The 18,863-nt window shown below is 68.8% G+C and carries 21 protein-coding genes and 1 pseudogene; 8 read left to right on the top strand and 14 right to left on the bottom strand.

Features of this window, described 5'->3' with window-relative positions:
* Nucleotides 1-6 precede the first annotated feature (6 nt).
* From K1T34_RS02645 to K1T34_RS02635, 3 genes are all read left to right on the top strand, one after another.
* Complete coding sequence (locus K1T34_RS02645; protein ID WP_255638261.1) at nucleotides 7-663, top strand: hypothetical protein; 657 nt, start codon at nucleotides 7-9, stop codon at nucleotides 661-663.
* A complete protein-coding gene (locus tag K1T34_RS02640) occupies nucleotides 660-1,283 on the top strand; it encodes a DNA-3-methyladenine glycosylase I (RefSeq protein WP_220242709.1) in 624 nt (207 codons plus the stop codon). The genes K1T34_RS02645 and K1T34_RS02640 overlap by 4 nt, the downstream gene beginning before the upstream one ends.
* A 221-nt stretch (nucleotides 1,284-1,504) precedes the next feature.
* On the top strand, nucleotides 1,505-1,954 hold the full coding sequence (locus tag K1T34_RS02635) for an ester cyclase (RefSeq protein WP_220242708.1): 450 nt from the start codon (nucleotides 1,505-1,507) through the stop codon (nucleotides 1,952-1,954).
* A gap of 94 nt (nucleotides 1,955-2,048) precedes the next feature.
* Here K1T34_RS02635 and K1T34_RS02630 read toward each other — a convergent pair whose 3' ends face one another.
* Nucleotides 2,049-2,213: a hypothetical protein gene (locus tag K1T34_RS02630; protein WP_220242707.1), complete on the bottom strand. Its 165-nt coding sequence runs from the start codon at nucleotides 2,211-2,213 to the stop codon at nucleotides 2,049-2,051.
* 144 nt (nucleotides 2,214-2,357) lie between these two features.
* Here K1T34_RS02630 and K1T34_RS02625 point away from each other — a divergent pair, with 144 nt between their 5' ends.
* On the top strand, nucleotides 2,358-3,590 hold the full coding sequence (locus K1T34_RS02625) for an epoxide hydrolase family protein (protein WP_220242706.1): 1,233 nt from the start codon (nucleotides 2,358-2,360) through the stop codon (nucleotides 3,588-3,590).
* A 575-nt stretch (nucleotides 3,591-4,165) separates the two neighbouring features.
* On the opposite strand, the gene K1T34_RS02615 is transcribed toward K1T34_RS02625, so the two are convergent.
* From K1T34_RS02615 to K1T34_RS02595, 5 genes are all read right to left on the bottom strand, one after another.
* On the bottom strand, nucleotides 4,166-5,377 hold the full coding sequence (locus K1T34_RS02615; RefSeq protein WP_255638260.1) for a flotillin family protein: 1,212 nt from the start codon (nucleotides 5,375-5,377) through the stop codon (nucleotides 4,166-4,168).
* Nucleotides 5,331-5,558 (bottom strand): hypothetical protein, encoded by a 228-nt coding sequence (locus K1T34_RS02610; protein ID WP_220242705.1) that lies wholly within the window; start codon nucleotides 5,556-5,558, stop codon nucleotides 5,331-5,333. The genes K1T34_RS02615 and K1T34_RS02610 overlap by 47 nt, the downstream gene beginning before the upstream one ends.
* Complete coding sequence (locus tag K1T34_RS02605) at nucleotides 5,558-6,094, bottom strand: hypothetical protein (protein WP_220242704.1); 537 nt, start codon at nucleotides 6,092-6,094, stop codon at nucleotides 5,558-5,560. Before K1T34_RS02605 ends, K1T34_RS02610 begins: the two co-directional genes overlap by 1 nt.
* Nucleotides 6,095-6,350: 256 nt before the next feature.
* Nucleotides 6,351-8,090 (bottom strand): protease pro-enzyme activation domain-containing protein, encoded by a 1,740-nt coding sequence (locus K1T34_RS02600; RefSeq protein WP_220242703.1) that lies wholly within the window; start codon nucleotides 8,088-8,090, stop codon nucleotides 6,351-6,353.
* Nucleotides 8,091-8,188: 98 nt separating this feature from the next.
* Nucleotides 8,189-9,019, bottom strand: a complete 831-nt coding sequence (locus K1T34_RS02595; protein ID WP_220242702.1) for an alpha/beta fold hydrolase — start codon at nucleotides 9,017-9,019, stop codon at nucleotides 8,189-8,191.
* Between the two features lie 103 nt (nucleotides 9,020-9,122).
* Between K1T34_RS02595 and K1T34_RS54590 the strand changes: the two are divergent.
* A pseudogene (locus K1T34_RS54590) lies at nucleotides 9,123-9,494 on the top strand (maleylpyruvate isomerase N-terminal domain-containing protein); the annotation flags it as partial.
* 271 nt (nucleotides 9,495-9,765) lie between these two features.
* On the top strand, nucleotides 9,766-10,680 hold the full coding sequence (locus tag K1T34_RS02585) for a 2-dehydropantoate 2-reductase (RefSeq protein ID WP_220242700.1): 915 nt from the start codon (nucleotides 9,766-9,768) through the stop codon (nucleotides 10,678-10,680).
* A gap of 113 nt (nucleotides 10,681-10,793) precedes the next feature.
* Here the strand turns inward: K1T34_RS02585 and K1T34_RS02580 are convergent, their stop codons facing one another.
* From K1T34_RS02580 to K1T34_RS02560, 5 genes are all read right to left on the bottom strand, one after another.
* A complete protein-coding gene (locus K1T34_RS02580) occupies nucleotides 10,794-12,203 on the bottom strand; it encodes an amidase (RefSeq protein ID WP_220242699.1) in 1,410 nt (469 codons plus the stop codon).
* Between the two features lie 81 nt (nucleotides 12,204-12,284).
* Complete coding sequence (locus K1T34_RS02575) at nucleotides 12,285-12,869, bottom strand: TetR/AcrR family transcriptional regulator (RefSeq protein ID WP_220242698.1); 585 nt, start codon at nucleotides 12,867-12,869, stop codon at nucleotides 12,285-12,287.
* A 73-nt stretch (nucleotides 12,870-12,942) separates the two neighbouring features.
* Nucleotides 12,943-13,461 (bottom strand): hypothetical protein, encoded by a 519-nt coding sequence (locus K1T34_RS02570; RefSeq protein ID WP_220242697.1) that lies wholly within the window; start codon nucleotides 13,459-13,461, stop codon nucleotides 12,943-12,945.
* 13 nt (nucleotides 13,462-13,474) lie between these two features.
* On the bottom strand, nucleotides 13,475-13,951 hold the full coding sequence (locus tag K1T34_RS02565) for a helix-turn-helix domain-containing protein (RefSeq protein WP_255638259.1): 477 nt from the start codon (nucleotides 13,949-13,951) through the stop codon (nucleotides 13,475-13,477).
* A gap of 20 nt (nucleotides 13,952-13,971) precedes the next feature.
* On the bottom strand, nucleotides 13,972-15,189 hold the full coding sequence (locus K1T34_RS02560) for an MFS transporter (protein WP_220242696.1): 1,218 nt from the start codon (nucleotides 15,187-15,189) through the stop codon (nucleotides 13,972-13,974).
* Nucleotides 15,190-15,449: 260 nt separating this feature from the next.
* Here K1T34_RS02560 and K1T34_RS02555 point away from each other — a divergent pair, with 260 nt between their 5' ends.
* On the top strand, nucleotides 15,450-15,797 hold the full coding sequence (locus tag K1T34_RS02555; RefSeq protein WP_220242695.1) for a DUF1330 domain-containing protein: 348 nt from the start codon (nucleotides 15,450-15,452) through the stop codon (nucleotides 15,795-15,797).
* A gap of 159 nt (nucleotides 15,798-15,956) precedes the next feature.
* On the opposite strand, the gene K1T34_RS02550 is transcribed toward K1T34_RS02555, so the two are convergent.
* The 3 genes from K1T34_RS02550 to K1T34_RS02540 form a co-directional block, all read right to left on the bottom strand.
* On the bottom strand, nucleotides 15,957-16,835 hold the full coding sequence (locus K1T34_RS02550; RefSeq protein ID WP_255638258.1) for a patatin-like phospholipase family protein: 879 nt from the start codon (nucleotides 16,833-16,835) through the stop codon (nucleotides 15,957-15,959).
* A 123-nt stretch (nucleotides 16,836-16,958) separates the two neighbouring features.
* Nucleotides 16,959-17,672: a zinc-binding dehydrogenase gene (locus K1T34_RS02545; RefSeq protein ID WP_220242693.1), complete on the bottom strand. Its 714-nt coding sequence runs from the start codon at nucleotides 17,670-17,672 to the stop codon at nucleotides 16,959-16,961.
* Entirely contained in the window at nucleotides 17,662-17,967 is a 306-nt protein-coding gene (locus K1T34_RS02540; RefSeq protein WP_220242692.1) for an alcohol dehydrogenase catalytic domain-containing protein, read from the bottom strand. Before K1T34_RS02540 ends, K1T34_RS02545 begins: the two co-directional genes overlap by 11 nt.
* 187 nt (nucleotides 17,968-18,154) lie before the next feature.
* Between K1T34_RS02540 and K1T34_RS02535 the strand changes: the two genes are divergently transcribed.
* Complete coding sequence (locus K1T34_RS02535) at nucleotides 18,155-18,742, top strand: TetR/AcrR family transcriptional regulator (RefSeq protein ID WP_220242691.1); 588 nt, start codon at nucleotides 18,155-18,157, stop codon at nucleotides 18,740-18,742.
* The last annotated feature ends 121 nt before the right edge of the window (nucleotides 18,743-18,863 follow it).

Raw genomic sequence — 18,863 nt, 5'->3', positions numbered from 1 at the left:
CTGCCCGTGCGCTGCGCGATCGCCCGCGACGGCTACGTCACGCATCGTGTCTTCTTCGCCGACGAGGCCACCGCGGCCGGTTTCCGCCCCCTGCGGGACGTGCTGCGAGGACCGCCACCGGAAACGGAAGACCGCCCGGGAGAACGGCGAAACATGGAAGTCCTGACCAGCCCCTTGCTGACGAGGCCCGCCACTCACGACGCGGACCTGATGGCCACCGACGTCGAGATCGAGGCCATCGTCCGGCTCGCCCGCGGCCGCGGCGCCCGGGACATCGCGATCGGCTCCGGCCGCACTGCCCGCGCCCTCGCGACCGCACGCTCGGTCGAATCCGCCTGGGACCGCGCCGGCGGCCGGACTCTCGGCACGGTCACCTGGCCCGAGACCGCGGCGTCCTGGCTGCGCCCTGCCTCACGATTCGCCGCTGCGGACCCCGATCTGTGGATCATGACCGGACCGGCGACCGGCTGGGCACAGATGACTCGGCGCCTCTTGTGGTCGACCCGCTGGAGCCCGGACCGCACGTTGGCGACTGCCGGAATCGGCGATCCGCGCACCCTCGCGCTCGTCGGCCTCGCCCATCTGGACGGCCTGGCCGGCGCGACCGCGGACGGCGCTTTGTGGCGCGTGGCGCACGACCGGTTCCGAAAGGTGAACGCATGACGCAGGAGACGAGCCCCGCCGACATTGACCGCGGCGTCGTCGTCGGGGACGACGGACTCGTCCGGCCCGCGTGGGCGGTCGCGGACCCGCTGCTTCGCGACTACTACGACACCGAGTGGGGCATGCCCGTCACCGACGAGCACGGCGTCTACGAGCGCATCAGCCTCGAAGGTTTCCAGGCGGGTCTGTCCTGGGCGACGATCCTCCGCAAACGCCCAGCCTTCCGCGCGGCGTTCGACGGCTTCGTCCCGGATACGGTCGTCGGTTACACCGAGACCGACGTCGAACGGTTGATGGCCGACGCCGGGATCGTGCGCAACCGGCGGAAGGTCGAGGCGACCATCGCCAATGCCCGTGCCACCCTCGCGCTGCGCGAGGAAACGGGCCTCGCCGACCTGGTGTGGTCGTTCCGGCCGGCGGACACTCCCCGCCCCGTACGGTTCGAGGAGATCCCCACGAAGTCCGTTGAATCGGTCGCCTTGTCGAAAGAGCTGCGTCGGCGCGGGTTCGCGTTCGTCGGACCGACCACGATGTACGCGCTCATGGAGGCGATCGGCATCGTCGACACCCATCTGCTCGGCTCGCACCGGCGGGGCAGCTCGGGAATCTGGCCCGCGTGACGCCGCTGCGCTTGGTTCCGGGCAAGTCCCACTCGCCGCTGCTCGGACCTTCGAGCGATGACCGGTCGTCCGACAGCGGAATCCGGGCGTTCTACGAAAAAATCGGCCTCCGCGCATGAATTTCGGCGCCCGATCTCACCTTTGAGGCCCGGCCGACGTCTTCCTTATATCGCCAGGCTTCGGAAACTGTTGGCGGTCACCCGTCCACAGAAAGGAAAACAATGGCACTGCAGGAAAACAAAGACATCGTCGGCCGATGGTTCACGGAATTCTGGGGAAACCCCTTCAACCCCGGCGTCATCGACGAACTCGCCGCTCCGGACGTCCGGTTCGAGTACTCGCTGCACAAACCCATGCGAGGGCGCGACGAGGTGCGTGAATTCGCAACCAAGTTCCGCACCGCGTTTCCGGACCTCAACTTCTGGGGCACCGCGGACCTCATCGCCGAGGGCGACTACGTCGTCGGCCAGTGGGAAGGCGGCGGCACGCACACCGGACCGGTCGTCTTCGACGACCTTCCCATCGGGTCCGCGTCGGCGGCGTCCGGCAAGACGCTTCGCTTCACCGGCACGACCGTCCTCAAAGTCCAGAACGGTCTCATCGTCGAGGAACTCGGGCTCGACGACGGCGTGAAGGTTCTCCAGCAGCTCGGGATCATTCCCCGCGCGTGAGCCGGGTGCCGACGCCCCGCGGCGAAGGCGGGCGGCCGGTCCCCGCGGACCGGCCGCTGCTCGGGCGGCAGTCGAGCATCTCGAGGCGCCTCGGCTACGCCACCACGACGGCATATCCCGGAACTGCGGACCCTGGCCGGACCGCGTTGAGGATGGCGACCCGGTCGACGACCTCGGGGTGGTCGCTGCCGCCCAGCCACGACGCATGCTCGGTCGTTGATTCACCTGCGCCGCCGCCGCGGTTCTTGCTCGTGCTCATCGTCGCCTCGCTGGGAGCTGCCCTGAGGCAGGAATGCTTCTGGGCCCCATCGCGGACGGCATCACCTCCGGGAGGTGACCCGTGGCATGCGAGCGCGTGCCAGTCTCCTGGGTCGTCATCATCCTGCGCTTCGGGAGGTCCATTGTGGCAACGACTGTCGAGCGGCGAACCGATGCCATCCGCCCGTTCTCGGTGGCCGTACCGCGCGAGGCCCTCGATGATCTGCGGCGTCGCCTCGCCGCGACCCGATGGCCGAGCGCGGAGCTCGTCGAGGACCGCTCGCAGGGTGTCCAGCTGGCCGTGTTGCAGGCGGTCTGCAGTTACTGGGCGAGCGGGTACGACGTCGGCCGGGTCGAGACGCGGCTGAACGCGCTGCCGCAGTTCCTCACCGAGATCGACGGTGTGGAGATCCACTTTGTGCACGTGCTGTCGCGGCACGACGACGCGCTGCCGTTGATCATGACGCACGGCTGGCCCGGCTCGGTCATGGAGCTGCTCGACTCGATCGGTCCGCTCACCGACCCGACCAGCTACGGCGGCCTGGCCCAGGACGCGTTTCACGTGGTGTTGCCGTCGCTGCCCGGCTACGGCTTCTCCGCCGAGCCGGCCGAGGTCGGCTGGGACCTCGGTCGCACCGCGCGCGCCTGGGCGGAGTTGATGCACCGCCTCGGCTACACCCGCTTCGTGGCGCAGGGTGGCGACGTCGGCGCCGGCGTCACCGACGCGATGGGCCGCCAGGCACCCGAAGGACTGGTGGGCATCCACACCAACCTGCTCGTGCCCGCGCTGAACGACCCCGCCGCCCTGCCTTCGGGAACCGAGCAGGAACGCGCGGCGCAGGCAGCGATCAAGACCTTCCAGACCAGCGGCAACGGCTACTTCGTCGAGCAGTCCACCCGGCCGCAGACGATCGGCTACGCGCTCCTGGACTCGCCCGCGGCCCTCGCGGCCTGGATGCTCGACCACGACACCGACGCCTACGACAAGATCGCCCGGGGCTTCGTCGACGGGCAGCCCTCCGGCAACCTGACCCCCGACCACGTCCTGGACAACATCACGGCGTACTGGCTGACCGGCACCGGAGCCTCGGCCGCCCGGTCGTACTGGGAGGCGTACGGGCCCGATGCACCCGCCGCGCAGAACCAGACGCCGCCACCCGACGTCGGCGTCCCGGTCGGGTTCACCACGTTCCCCGGCGAGATCTGGCGGACACCGCGCAGCTGGGCCGAGCAGGCGTATTCCACACTCGACTACTTCCACGAGGCGGAGCGCGGCGGCCACTTCGCCGCGTGGGAAGAACCCGAGCTGTTCGCGGCCGAGCTGCGGGCCGCCTTCCAACCGCTGCGAGCAGCCACGACTGCGCGGCCGAGTCGCTGATCCCGGGGCCACCACAAACAACTGGATCTCACGAAGAAGGAACCTGCCGGTCCTGACGCCTCCTTCGCACGAAGTTCTGCGTGCCAATTGGCAAGAAACTCACGAATCTAACGCCGTGGAAGATTCGGCTTCTCGTTTTGCCGCGGCGTACGAGGTCACTTCGACGCGAGATTTCCGTTTTCGGCCACGATGCTGATCCAGTGTCGCGCAATCGCGCACATCGCTGCTTCGGTGCCGCGCGCATGGTGGACCAGGCGATCGCCGGTCCACAGCATCGCGGCGACGACCTCGGCGCGGACCGGGGTCAGGCCGATCCGCCAGTCTCCGCGTGCGAGGTCACCGTGCCACTCCGCGGTGGTCGGACTGCCGTCGACGTCCCATCCCGGTTCGCTCGCCGGCCTGACACTGCCCTGACACCGCGCTGACGTGACGCGGGCGCGCTTGCCCAGCCGAGGTGCCGACGTGATCCGCGTGTTCGACGTCGGCTCAGTGCGCCAGGGTTGCCGACGTCCTGACCAGCCTGGCCGGAGTCATGATCCGGCCAGGCCGCCGCCGGGTCACCGGCGCTGGTGTCGTCAGCTCGTCACGGTGTGGTTGTTCTCCCGCTCCGCAGGTCCGTTCTCCGACACCGCCGGCCGCTGCGTGCCGGAGTCGGAGACACTCTTCTTCACGGATTCGAGGATCGCCAGCCCCTGACCGACGAGCCCGGCCGCGACCTGACCGATTCCGTCGGCTCCATTGAGGACGGTGACGTTCGCGCCGCTGAGGCCCGCGGCTGCTTCTTTCACGATCTGCGGCAGTTGCTCGATGAGCAATCGATCGAGCGCGACCCGGTTGTGGGACGCTGCAGCCGCGGCCGTGACCTCTGTCGCCTCGGCGTCCGCCCGCGCCATGATCCGCACCTGCTCGGCCTGCGCCTCGGCGGGCTTGACGACCTCTGCCACCAGCTGTTGCTGGCGCAACAACGCTTCCCGTTGCGCCAGCAAGGTCCTGGCGTCGATCACCTCCTGCTGGGCGGTGGCCTGCGCCAGCGGCCCGGCCTGCGCTGCCTCGGCTTGGGCCCGGTCGATTTCGGCCTTGTACTGCGCCTGCACGACCGAGGTCTGCCGCGCGTACTCCGCCTGCCGCCGCTGCGATTCCTGTGCTGCCTCGGCCGCGGCCTGGTCGGCCCGGGCCTGCGCGATCTGGGCCTCGCGCTGGATGGCGGCGTTGTGCGGTGCGGCCATCGCGGCGATGTAGCCGAGTTTCATGTCGTCGATCGACTGGATCTGCAACGAGTCGATCGTCAAGCCGATCTTCGCCATCTCCGCGGCCGACCCGTCGAGGACTTCGGTCGCGAGCTTCTGCCGCTCGGTCACGATTTCCTCGACGGTCATCGAGCCGACGATCGAACGCAGGTGGCCGGCGAAGATCCGGCCGGTCAGGATCGACATCTGCTCCTGGTCGGACAGGAATCGCTGGCCGGCGTTGACGATGCTCTCGGTGTCATTGCCCACCTTGAACGCGATGACCGCACGGACGTTGAGCGCGATGGCCTGCTTCGTCACACAGGTTTCCGATACCTCGGCTTCGGACATGCTCAGCGTCAGGAACCGCACTTTCCGGAAGAACGGCATGACGAACGCGCCGTGGCCGGTGACCACCCGGAACGGCGCTCCCCCTGTGCCATTGCTCTTCCCGCCGGAAATGAGCATCGCCTCGTCGGGCGCGGGCACGCGATAACCGAACATCGTCGTTCTCCTAGTTGCTGGTGAAGGGATCCGTCCAGGCGATGACCTCGACGGCACGATGGGGGAGGGACTCGACGACGAGGACGGTCGTGCCCTTCGCGAGCGGTACCTCGGAATAGGCCCGGTAGGTCTCGGTGCCTCCGCGGATCCGGAGCAGGACCTCACCCGGTCCCGCCGGCCCGCGGGTGCCGATGAGCAGCACGCCGGTTTGCCCTTCCGGCGATCGATTGGAGTCCATTACCCGACACCTCCGGACAAATCGGGCGTGGTGTCCCACCTGCCGAGGTTCAGAGCCTGCGCGGCACCATGGGAACGATCAATGTCAAGTGTCCCACGGCGGCATACCGGCCACCAGCGCAGAACCACACCACCCCGGCGCCGGCCTCGCCCGCGGAGGCAGCAGGTTCTCCTCGCCAGCGCGCGGATGCGTTTTGGAGCCGACGGTCCGCAATGACGATGCTGGACCACCGTGTACGCGCCGGCCCAGGGGAGCGCGCTCGCCTCGGGGACGACCACGGTGTTCGAGCCCCAGGTCCAGGAGTCGTCGCCGTTGGGCTCGTCCGCGGTGCGCACATGCGACGGATCGGCCGGGTCGGCGTACGCCGTCACTTCGCCGACGTTCACCACGGCCCCGACGGCTTGGCGGATGCGCACCCGGACGGCTCGGTCCGAGGTCACCGGGTCCGGCTTCTGCAGCCGCCCGGTGCGGGCTAAGAGAGGTTCGTCGTCTTCTTGGCGCGGGGGTTCGCCCGCGCCGGTCATCCCCAGATCCATCAGCAGAGAGTACGACCGAGAAGTGCAGCTCCACCAGGGGAGTCTCTGCGATCGAAAACACCGCCCGCGAAGGCAACCGAACGGGCCTGTCCGGCGTTCTGACCCAGCTTCGCGTCACCCTGGCCGGCTCGGCTCTGGCTCAGTGGTGCTGGCGTACCGCTACCTCCGAACGGCTTCCCGCGGCGAGCTACCGGTTCGCGGCTGGAGCGCTCGGATACGAGATCACTTTCGTATTCCGCAGTCCATTGCGAAGAGGTCATCTGGTCGAGAAGGCGGCGAGATAGCCGAGCGCAGGCGAGCCCAACCCGGTGACGTCGTCGTAGCCAGGCGTCGCGGTGAGGGCGCCGTCGTGGCCGTCGGTGATCAAGGTTGCCGTGCCGGGGAGTGCGTTGCCGTGCTCGTCGGTCTCGGAGACGACGCGGGCGACCGTTGTGCCGCCGAACGGGTGGTCGGTGACGTCATGGAACAACGCTGAGCCGTGGTGGGCGTAGAGGAGCGGGTTGGCGAATCCGATCGGGGTGCCGGCCGCCTGTTGCGCGTCCGCTTGGATCGCGGCGAACAAGGGACTGGCAAGACTTGTTCCGCCGTTGGTGAGGCCGCCGGGCAACGGATCGGGTACCGCGAGGCCGGCGTAGAAGTCGGCGTCCACGGCCACGTCCGGGACGACTCGGTCCCCCTTGGACAGTGCCGCCGGAACTACCCCGTTTTGATACGGCGGCTGGTGGAACAGGGCGCTGCGGCCCCCTCCTGTGCCGGTGTTGAACGAGCCGGGAGGTGAGGTGCTCCACGTCTTCCCGTCGCCCGAAGAGTCGGTTTCGGTGGTGCCCCAGCCGGTTTCGAACAAGTAGTCGCTGTTCTTGTCGACTTCCAGTGTCGTCCCGCCCACGGCGGTCACCCACGGATCCGACGCGGGGTACTCGGTCTGCGGGGCGCGGGTTCCTCCGGCAGAGTTGTCGCCCTTGTCTCCCGAGCTGTAGTAGAGGCCGATGCCCTCGATCGCGGACTGCTGGAACGTCTGGTCCCACGCCGCGATCATCGCCGGCGAGACGTTCGAGTCGAGGGTGGTCCAGGACGTCGACACCACGTCGACGGCCCGATCGTCGACCAGCCGGTCGAGACCGTCGAGCAGAGAGATCATGGTGGCTTGGGGATCGGTTTTGTCGGCAGCGCAGTTCGCGGCCGAATAGACCACGTCGGCGTCGGGAGCCATGCCGTGCGCGATGGTGGCGTCCATCTCGCGCTCGATTCCCCAGGTCGGCTCGTCGCAGACGGAGGACTGGCCGGTGGGGTAGCGCTGGGCGAACTGGCCGGGCGCAAAGGCTTTGTCGCCGAACGCGGTCGCGTCGGCGTTGAGGGAATTCTCGAACTGCGGGTCCGTGCCGATGCCCACGACACCGATCTTGACACCCTTGCCGGTCAGACCGGAGTGCGTGACACCGTATGCTTTGCGAAGCTGTGAAGGCAGGTAACCGCACGAGGTTGCGGGGAACTCGGTTCGTCCGTACGCCTCCGGCAGGGACTTCACGACGACCTCGCCGTAGTAGTGGGAACAGGCGGTGGCCGGCGCGTCCGTTTCGGCGTCATTCGCCTGCTGGGCGGGCGAGCCGTTCCCCGCTACGGGCACCACGGCGATCACGTGGTCCGGCGCGGCTTTCGCCCACGCTTCGACCTGGGCGGGCGATGCGGTGAACGCGACGTAGTGAGAGGTCGCCCCGGTCACGGTGGCACCCGCCGCTCGCAACTCGTCCTGCACTTCGGTGGTCTGAGCGGGGGTCGGGCCGAAATCATGCCAGAACTGCTGGGCCGACAGGAAATGCCGGTACGCGGGGCCGGCCGGATCGGACACCGCCTTGGCCAGGGCGGCCATGCCCTGCGGATTCTGTCCCGAAAGATAAGCTCGTGCGGAGATCTGCGGTGGTGCCGCCGACGCCGGGACCGCTCCCGCCCCGAGAAGCGGAACCGCAGCGAGGACGGCAAACCACCTGGAGTACTTCATGGTCGCGACCGTAGGGCGCGGATGTCAGCGACTTGTCAGAGAATTGTTTTCCCGGTGCACAAGCCGGCCGAGGTAGCTGGGACTGCTTGGCCTGCGGGTCACTCGGTGGTCGCGTCCGCGGCGTCCACGATGATGTCCGTGACCTTGTCAGGATGCGAAACGTACACGTCGTGCGCGGCGCCCGGCACGACGACGGTGTGCGCGTGGGCGCGCTCGGCCATCCATTCCTGCGCGGCCAACGGGATGCTGTTGTCAGCGGTCGGGATCAGGTCCCAGGTCGGGATGTTCTTCCACGCGGGCGCGCCCGATACCTCGTTCACGGCGGCCGCGGTGACCGGGCGCTGGCCGGCGGCCATCTGACGGGCCTGGGGCAGCGGGATGTCGGCAGCGAAGAGTTCCGGGAAGAGGTCCTGCTTCACATAGAGGTCGGTCTCGCCGTCGGGGAGAGTGACCTGTCGCAGCGACGCGCTGAGCGTACTGCCCGGGAACTTCTTCGTGATATCGAGCGCGTTCTCCCCTCGGTCGGGGAGGAATGCGGCGATGTAGACGAGCGCCTGCACCTTGGGGTCGTTCAGCGCGGCGTCGGTGATCACGGAGCCGCCGTAGGAGTGTGCGGCCAGCACGACCGGTCCGTCGACACTGTCGACCAGGGCCTTGCTGTAGGCGCCGTCGGACGCGACGCCGCGCAGTGGGGTGGCGGCGGCGATCACGTTGTAGCCGCGCTGCTCGAGCCGCGTGATCTCACCGTTCCAGCTGGACGTGTCGGCGAACGCGCCGTGCACCAACACGATTGTCGGCTTCGGCTTCGCCGGGGCGTGGTGGTCGGCCTGCTGTGGCTCCGCCGACGACGGCACCGCGGCGACCACGGCGGCTGCGGCCAGCGCGGTCGTGACGGCGGCGATCCGGGTCAGGCGAGTACGTGTGCGCATCTCTTGCTCCTCAGGAGGTTCGGGCGAAGTCGCCGAATCACGCCTCCGATACTATGTCGGTTGACATACATAGGAAGCCTCAGGCGGAAATCGGGGCACATCGATGCCTCTTCAGCCCAGTCCTGGTGCCCGGACTGCCGTCCATCGTCCGCAGTCGAACGTCGGGTACTACCTCGACGTTCTGGCACAACGGGGTCCAGTCTTGGTGGCCGCGGCCCACCGGGCCGACGCCGGCGACCGCATCCCGTGCTGTCCTGATTGGACACGCGACGACCTCGTCACGCACACCACGAGCGTGTACCGCTGGGTCGAGCTGATCGTCCGGGGTGCGCGAAACAGGCCACCCGCCCTGCCGGAGCCGGAATCCGATCCTCTCGCCGACCCCGGGAAGGCGCTGAGCGCGGCTCACCACGACGTGCTCGAGGCCCTCAGGACCGCGCCGGCCGAGCGGACGGCGTCGACACGCGCCGGAGTTCGGCCGCGGACCTGCCACAGTGGACACAGAGGTGACCGCCCAGTCGGGGGAGCTGCTTCTGCTGCTCTGGAACCGTCGCAAGGCCACAGGGCTGGACGTGCGGGGAGACGGACGCGCACTGGACGTCTGGGCCCGCGAAGCGCACCTCTGACCAGCGATCGCGCTGGCGACTTCTGGCTTGTTTATTGAAAGCCAGCAGTGTTACGCTGCCGCGGTGCTGCGCTGTGATGCCGCGCGTTGACTTCTCGGAGGTTTCGGCATGGCTCGAGTATTGGTTGTCGGCGCAGGAGCAACGGGCGCCTTCTTTGGTGCGCGGCTCTTGCAGGCGGGCAACGAGGTGGCTTTCCTGGTTCGGCCCCGGCGTCGTGAGGTGCTGCGTGAGCGCGGCCTGCGCATCGTGAGCGCGGAGGGCACGGAGGTGCTGCACCCCGAGCTGCTTGTCGCGGGGGAGCTCTCCGAGGCGTACGACGCGATCTTGCTGTCGGTCAAGGCCGACGCGCTACCGGCTGCGATCGAGGATTTCGCACCGGCAGTAGGACCGGGAGTGGGGATCATCCCCTTCCTGAATGGCATGTCCCACCTCGATGTCCTCAACGACCGGTTCGGAACCGGTTCGGTGCTGGGCGGGGTGGTCAAGGTCGTCACCTTCGTCGACGAGAACGGCGACATCCGCCAGCTGGCAGCGCTCGCGGACATGGTCATCGGTGAGCAAACCGGCGAGCAGACGCCGCGGCTGGCCGCGCTCGCGGACGACTTCGGCTCCGCCGGCTTCCCTTTCGCGACATCCGGCCGGATCGTCACGGAGATGTGGCACAAATGGGTCTTCATCGCCTCGGCCGGTGCGGTGACCACTCTGATGCACGGCAACATCGGCGAAATCGCCGCCGTTCCCGGTGGTGCGGACTTCGCGACGGCGGTCCTGTCCGAAGCGGCGGCCGTGTCCGCCGCGGCCGGCCATCCGATGACCGGCCGGGAGTTCGCGACCACCAGGGAGCTGCTCACGGCGCCTGACTCGGCCTTCGCGCCCTCCTTCTACCGGGATCTCTCCCGCGGCCTGCCCACCGAGGTTGAACACGTTTTCGCCGACCTCGTGCTGCGCGGCGAGAAGCTTGGGGTTGACACCCCCTTGCTGAAGCTCGCGACCATCAACCTGCGGGTGCACCAGAATCGCGTCTCAGCCGCCTGATCGGCACAACAGCGCATCGAACGAACCACATCGAAGACTGGAGCTGAGACGTGGCCGGGCGCCTCGAGGGGTCGGTAGTCCGCTCCCTCGAAGCGCCCGGCGTGTGTGGGGCGTCAGAGGACGGGGTGCAGTCCTCGGACCGGGCTCAGCGTCTCCAGCAGCGAGGCGATGTGCAGGATCGTCGACTCCGCGTGCCAGGAGGCCGCCAGCTGCACACCGATCGGCAGGCCCTCGGTGGTCGTCCCGAAGCGCATGGACAGGGCGGGGAGCCCGGTCAGGTTGAACGGGGCGGTCGTGGACATCACGTGGAAGATGCTGAGCGTCTTCCCGTCCAGGGTGAGTTCCGTGGTCCCGTGCTTGTGCGCGGGAACGGTCGTCACCGGGAGCAGCAGCGCGTCGTACTGCTGGAAGTACGCCGCGAAACCGTCGCGGAGCCGCTCGACGCCCTGTTCGGCGTGCACGTAGTCCTGAATGGACGTTTCGGGGGCGTCGCGCATGAACTTGGTGGCCGTGTACATCTGGTCCGCGTGGCCCGCGGTGGCCTCGGCGTAGGCGGGCTTCACCTCCATCACGTGCTGAAGGTTGAACAGTTCGAGCGGGGTGTCCCGCTCGAGAGCGGGGATACTCACGGCGTCGACGTGAACTCCCGCGCCCCGCAAGGCTTCCGCGGCCGCCTGCACCGTCGCCGCGACCTCGGGGTGGACGGGGCCGAGCCCGGAGTCGACCAGCCAGCCGACGCGGACGGTCCGCTGCGGCGAGCTGCCCAGGCCAGCGTCGAGGCCGGCGGGGACGGTGGAGGAGAAGCCGTCGGCGCCGTCGGGGCCGGCCAGGAACGAGTACGCCAGCGCGAGGTCGCGGATGGTGCGGGCCATGGGACCGGCGTGCCAGTCGCGGCGCGGCTCGCGCGGCCAGGCCCCCGTCATCGGAATGCGCCCGTGCGTCGGCTTGAGGGCCGCGATGCCGGTGAGGGCGGCCGGCCCGCGCACCGAGATGGCCAGGTCGCTGCCGAGACCGAGCGGCGACATGCCGGCGGCGATCGCCCCGGACTCGCCGCCGCTCGAACCGCCGGCGGTACGGCCGAGGTCCCAGGGGTTGTTCGTGTCGCCCGTCAGCAGGTTGTCGGAATCGACGGCGTAGGAGAACTCCGGAAGGTTGGTCTTCGCCAGGAGGATCCCGCCGGTGTTCTTCAACCGCGCCACCGCGGTGGCGTCCGTGTCCGGGACGCGGCCCGCGAAGATCGGCGAACCGCGCTGGGTCAGCACTCCGGCGGTGTCGAACGAGTCCTTGACGGTGAAGGGCACGCCGTGCAGCGGTCCCACCTCGACACCCGAGGCGAGCTCCTCGTCCGCTGCTTTCGCGGCTTCCAGTGCACCTTCGGCGACCGTGACGATGGCGTTGACCTTCGGGTTGGTGGCCTCGATGCGGTCGAGGTGCGCCTGCACCACCTCGACGGAGGACACCTTCTTGGTGCGGATCAGCTCCGCGAGTTCGGTCGCGTCGGACCGGGTGAGCTCGGTGGACATCGGATTCCTCTCTTAGACCGGTCTACTAGTAGTGGTCAGCACTGACTCGGGCCCGGTACACCCGCGGTCAGTGGTGGTTCGTCAGACGTGAAGGACCTGGCGCGTGACCGCCATGGCGCGGTCGAGCTGGCCGGGGTTGCCGTGGATCTTCGCGATCATGCTGGCCCCGAGCCACAGGTCGTACAGGGTCTCGGCCGTCGCGCGCGGGGTGTCCTGAATGGACACGGACCCGTCCGCCACACCGTCGGTGATCATCTGCTCGATCCGGTCGACGATCGCCGCGGTCCCGGTCTTCGTCGTGACGCGCATCGCCTCCGACAGGTCGGCGATCTCGGCGCCCAGTTTGACGACCAGGCAGCCGCCCTGGCAGTCGTCCGCGGCTTGCGTGTCGTGGAAGTACTGCCAGTACTGCATGAGGTGCTCGCCCGAGTTCTTCGCCTTGTCGGCGACGATGCGGTCCATGGTGGCGAAGTAATCGTCGAAGTAGCTCTTCATCATCGCTTCGCCGAAGGCGTCCTTGGAATCGAACCAGTGGTAGAACGACCCCTTCGGAACGCCGGCGTCGGCGAGCACCTCGTTGATGCCGACCGCGGCGTAACCCTTGGCCAGGACGATCCGCCGAGCGGTGTCCAGAAGGCTTTTGCGTGTGTCCACCTTGGCTGGCATGGCACCACCGTAGCAGCCGATTAGACCAGTCGTCTATAGCCTCTGGCGTGCGAGTTTCCTTTGAAGATCACCCTCAGTGCGTCAGCTCCGCCGGCGGTTCGGCCCCGAGCGCGGTGAACAGCCCGGCCAGCTTCGTGTCGAGCAGGTGGCCGACCGCAGTCACCCGCGGATCTCCGAAGCTCGCGAACAGCGTACCGGGCTGGTCGGTCACGAACACGCCGTCGCCGTGCTCGTCGGCCTGGATCAGCAGCCGCAGGGGCGCGTGCAGCATCACTGTCGGGTTGTGGCGGTACATCTGCTCGGCGATCACGTGGTTGCCCATCAGGTATTCCGTGCAGTCCCAGGAAAATCCGGAACCGGCCATGAACGGCGGCACCTCGATGCTCGCGAACCGCAGGAAGCCGAGTGGCGCGACCTCGTCGGCCTTGGCGACGACCGCGGCCCAGTCCGGCAAGCCGTCGAAGCGGGTGCGGTCCAGCACCGGCACGGTTTCCTCGAACAGGCGGATCGCTTCGGCGTAAGGCCGCCCGAGCGGCACGGCGAGCCGGCGCACCTCGTGGGTGGTCGTGGTGACCGGAAGTCCAGTGGCCATCGGTGTGCTCTCCTCAATCGTGAACGGGTTCGGCAAGCGGCACCGGGGCGGCCGAGCGCCAGGGCCGCAGCCAGGAGAGCTCGGTCCGCGCCACTGTCCGATCGCAGTGCGGGCAGTGGTCGCCGAACGGCATTTCCGCGCCGCAGACGGCGTGGACGGCCTTCATCGGCCGGGTGTGCCGGTCGGAGCGGGTGTGGTCCTCGCCCCACCGGGCGAGCGCGTGCAGCACCGGCAGCAGGTCGGCGCCCGCGTCGGTGAGGCGGTACTCGTGGCGGGTGCGGTGGTCGTCGCGGTAGGGCACCTTGGTCAGCACCCCCGCGCCGACGAGGCCCGCCAGCCGGCTCGAGAGCACGTTGGTCGAGGCGCCCAGATCGTTGTGGAGCTGATCGAACCGCGTGGCGCCGGCGGTGATGGAGCGCAGGATCAGGAGGGTCCACCGGTCACCGAGGACATCGGCCGCGCGGCCGATCGGGCACGGCTGGCCGGCCACGACGATCCTTGCCGGACGGGTCACCGGACACCCGCCCGGCGGCGGGTCTCCAGGAACACCAGCGGCGCCAGCACCAGGCACAACACGCCGATGACCGCCGCGACGAGCACGGTCGCGGCGGGCAGGCCCTGCGCGAGCGACAGCAGCCCGACCACGACCACCGGTCCGCCGAGGCCGACGTAGCTGACCACGTAGTACGTCCCGATCACGGCGCCGCGCTCGGCCGGCGGCGTGACGACGGTGAGCTCTGCCAGCGCGCCCGTGAACACGAGCCCGTGCCCGGTTCCCGTGCCGAGCATCGCCGGCACCACCAGCCACGTGGCGCCGGTCCCGTTCGCGAGCACCAGCAACGCCAGGCCGGCGGCGAGTACCACGAGCCCGCTCGCCTGCGCCGCGATCGGCGGCAGCTTGCGGGCTCCGAACTGGACGAACCCCGACGTGGCGATCATCAGCGCGAGTGCCGCCGCGGCGATCGCGAGGTTCGTCGAGCCCAGCATGCTCTGCACGAGCGAGGGCACCACCGCGGAGAACACGCCCAGCACCGCCCACGCCAGGAACGACGACGCCCCGGCCACCACGAACGTCCGCCGGATCTCCGCCGGCACCCCGAGCCTCGGCCGGCGCCAGCGCACGCCCTCGGCGCGGACCGGCTGGGGCGTCCTCAGCACCAGCAGCGCCACCGCCGCCACGGCCGCCGCGTGAACCACGAACGACAAGTGCCGCGGCAGCGGGCCGTACTGAGCGAGCAGGCCACCGACCACCGGGCCGAGCGCCAGCCCGAACGTGACGCACGCCGTGGCGGTCATCGCCGCGCGCCGCTGGCCACCGGCATCCTGCCCCGCGCTGTCACTCAGCATCGCCTGGGCCGCCGCGGCGCCCGCGCCCATGCCGAGCCCCTGCAGGATCCGCGCGACGAACAGCCAACCCGTCCCGGTCGCGAAGGTGAACGCTACGTCGCCCGCGAAGAACGCCGTCAGCGCCACCAGCATCAACGGCCGCCGCCCCACCGCGTCCGACAGCGGCCCAGCCACCAGCAGGCCCGGCACGATCACCGCCACGGCCACGGCGTACAGCAACGTCTGCACCAACGCCGAGAAACCGAACGTCGTCCGCAGCAACGCATACAACGCGCTCGGCAAGTTGTTCCCGACGTACAACGCGGCGAGCGTCGCCGCCCCGGCCGCGAACGCCCTGTGCCCGGCGGACACGGGGGCCGCGTTCAATCGAGTCTCCGACATGGGGGCACCGTAGAGTGCTGGCTTTCTCTACGCAAGTCAACTCGGCGTCTGCCCTGGTCAAGTGGGGGAGACTGACGTCGCCGAGAGCCGGTTCGTCACTCGGGAAGTGCGGCTCGCTCCGTGATCCGGCGCACAAGCGCCCGTGAACCCGAGCGCGCACAGGCTTACGGTGGCGGCGAAAGCCAGGCCGGGTAGAAAGACACCACGACAGCCGCCGGCTTCCCCATCCGGACACCACCGACTCGACCCGAGGAGCACACATGGCGCAGCCGCACGACGGAGGACCGGTCTACGCGCTGAATCTGTTCGACATCGCCGATCGCGAGGAGTACCTGGCCTACTCTCGGCGATCGCCGAAAGAGGTCGCCGCACACGGCGGCCGCGTTGTCGCATTGGGACAGTTCCGGGAGTCGGTCACCGGGGACATCGAGCCGCGCAAGGTCATGATCGTCGTGGAGTGGGAGTCGCGCGCGGCGTTCGAAAGTTACCGCGCCGACCCGGCGCTGGCCGATCTGCACCCGCACCGGGAGAACGGTTCGTCCTCCTACGTCTGGCACCTGTTCGACCGGCTGGACGACCTGCGCCCGCTGCTGCGGCCCCAGGCGTGACTCCCGCCCCCTGAATCGGCCCCGAAGTCCACTTCGGACACCGTGGGCTGGAGTGCTCGCCCGGCATTCGCGGACGCCGCGATCGTTGCGACGTACGCGATTTCGCCGTTTGTCGGGGGTGTCCGAAGTGGACTCCGCGCGGCTTGTCGAGGAGGAGACTTAGTCTTCGTTCCACCATTTCTCGAGATCTTCGGCGGCCTCGCGCCCCTGCTGTGTGCCGGCCTGCGTGGCTGCGTCGACGAAGAGTGAGTCGAGCAGATCAGTGGACTTCCGGTAGTAGGGATCGGAGACGAGAACTCGCACGTCGTAGCCGTGCTCGGTGAGAATGGACTTCTCGCGCGCGATGTCGTCCGCCGGCCTGCACGCCACGATCAGCACCTTGCCCCCGCTGCGGAGCGGGTCGTCCGCATCGACGATCAGGTCGGCGTTGGTGGCGGAGCGCACACCGCCGTCGACCCAGACGGAACCGGCCACGTCGACGGCCGGTGCGACGCCCGGCGCCGCGGTGGAGCACGCGATGCCGACTGCTACCGGGAGGTGGTCGTCGGCCGACCACCCGTGTGCCGCGCCGGTGCTGACGTTCACCGCCGCCATCACCAGGTTTCGCGGCCACGAGCCCTCGGGCGCGCCCAATTTCCACAGTTCTTCGGCCTCGCCGGCGGAAAGCGGCGGCTCCGCTTCGACCGCGGCCCGGGCCATGGCCAACATCGAAGGTGCGCCGGCATCGGACCTCTTGGTCATGAGGCGCGTCAGCTTCTCGCGGTCGCTGCGACCGTTCGCCGCGCGGTCGGCGTGCCAGGCCGCTCGTGCGCGCATCCGGTCGGGCAGCCCGGCGAGGCCTTCCGGGCGCATCGTCAGCCAAGCGCCGACGATCGAGCCGGCCGACGTCCCCAGGACGACATCAGCATCGGCTGCCGAGAATCCTGCCGCGCCGAGGGCAAGAAGCAGGGCTGCCTCCCACGATGCGCCAACGGGTCCTCCGCCACCCAGTACCAATGCTCTCCTCGGAGAAGAACCCGGTTGTCGACTTTCGTTCATTCGAGGAAGAACCTTTCGTTTGTGCGCGGTGTTCGTTTTGCACAGTGCCGAAGTGGACCTGGCGGACGCGGGCCAGGTCCACTTCGGACAGAACCACGCTGACGCCACGCGGCGATTGTCCGGTCAGCCGGCCGTGTGGGCGTCGACGGAGACAACGATCTTGCCGACCTGGTCATTGCGCTCCAGGTGACGGTGCGCGTCGGCGTAGTCCTCCAGCGGGAACACCTTGTCGATGACGGGGACGAGGTCGCCGTCGACGATGCCCTTCCGGACGTAGTCCACCGCGGGGGCCAGGCGCAGGCTGTCCGACGCGAGCTCCGCGACTCCGAAACCACGAATGGTGAGCCGCTTGAGCAGCACGTCCATCACGTTCACGGTTGCCGGGGTGAAGTCGAGCACGCCGTAGATGACAAGGACCCCGTCCTGGGCGGCGGCCTCGATCAAGGTCGCGAGGGTGGCGCCGCCGACCGGGTCGAAGATGACCCTCGCGCCCCGCTCTTCGGTCAGCTCTCGAATTCGCCCGACGACGTCCTCCTCGGCGGTGGCGATCACCACGTCGGCTCCGGCGTCCAGCAGTTGTTGCCGCTTTGCGCCGGTACGGGTCAGTGCGACGGCTTTCGCGCCCGCCCGCCGGGCGATCTGAATGGCCGCGAGACCGACGCTGCTGGACGCGGCTGAGATCACCACGGTGTCCCCGGGTCGCGTGTTCGCGATCTCCACCAGGCCGCCGTAGGCGGTGATGTACTGCATCCACGTCGAGGCCGCCTGCTCGAAGGAGAGCTCTTCGGGGTGGGCCACGACGGCGTGGACGGGTGCGAGAACCGCTTCACCGTGCATCGGGTACTCGAAGCAGGTTGAAGCCGGGCAATACGCTGACGGCTTGGCCGACGTGAAACTCGCCGACTCCGTCGCCGACGGCCGCGATCAGCCCTGCGACCTCGAATCCGAGGCCGGCCGGGACGACCGGGGCGACACTGTAAAGTCCCTGGCGGAACAGCGAATCCGCTCGGTTGAGCCCCCAAGCGCGGGCGTCGATCAGGACCTCGCCGGCTCCCGGCTTCGCCTCGGGCACGTCTTCGATCTGCAGTACTTCAGGACCGCCGATCTGGTGGAAGCGGACGGCACGGCTCATGGTGTGACTCCTCGTGAAACTGGGCTCATTCGGATTTGACTGGCCGACGCGAGTGCAGTCCGGGAGATGGCGAGCAACGGCTCCGGACGGGATCGCCTGTGGGCGGCCGGGTTATGTCGACCGGCATAACACTGAGAGCGACTATATATGTCGGGCGTCATGCAGGCAACCGCGGTACACTCGCGGCATGGTCAGACGGTCAGACACCAAGCGGCGCATGATCGGGGCCGCTCGCCAGCTCATCCGCGAACACGGCTACCACTCCATGGCGCTGTCCGACGTGGTCGAGCGCAGTGCGTCCCCCCGCGGATCGGTCTACTACCACTTTCCCCAAGGCAAGGTTCAGATGGCCGCCGAAGCGGCCGAAGCGCACACCCGCGAGCAGGTCGACCTGATCAACCAGCTCGCCGGCGAGGCTTCGTCGGCCGAGGACTTGGTCCGGGCGTACGTCGAGCTGGCCCGTGAAGGCATGCTGAACAGCGGTTATGGGCGCGGTTGCACCATTGCGCCACTGGTGCTCGAGGTCGGGGAGACCTCGGAAGAACTCGGCGCCGCCAGCCGGCGGGCCTTCGTCCTCATGACCGAGACCCTCGCGCTCCAGCTTGTGGTGCTCGGCGCTGAGGCTGCCGACGCCCGGGAGCTGTCGCACGCGACTGTGGCGGGTGTCGAGGGAGCGATGGTGACCTCGCGCGCACTGCGCAGCCCCGAGCCGTTCAACGCGATCCGCGACACCGTGGTCGCCCGAGCCCGCGCTCTCACCGCAGTCCGCGACTGACACCGCGAGTTAGGTGAATTACCCGAACAAGGCGCTTCAATTATGTCGGTCGGTATATATACGTGCTAGCCTCATTGGTGTTGGCGCACGCCGCCATCGGAGGACCGGAAGGGTGTCTCGC

Source organism: Amycolatopsis sp. DSM 110486, assembly GCF_019468465.1.
In the GTDB taxonomy this organism is placed as follows: domain Bacteria; phylum Actinomycetota; class Actinomycetes; order Mycobacteriales; family Pseudonocardiaceae; genus Amycolatopsis.
This window is presented reverse-complemented; position numbering and strand designations above follow the sequence as displayed.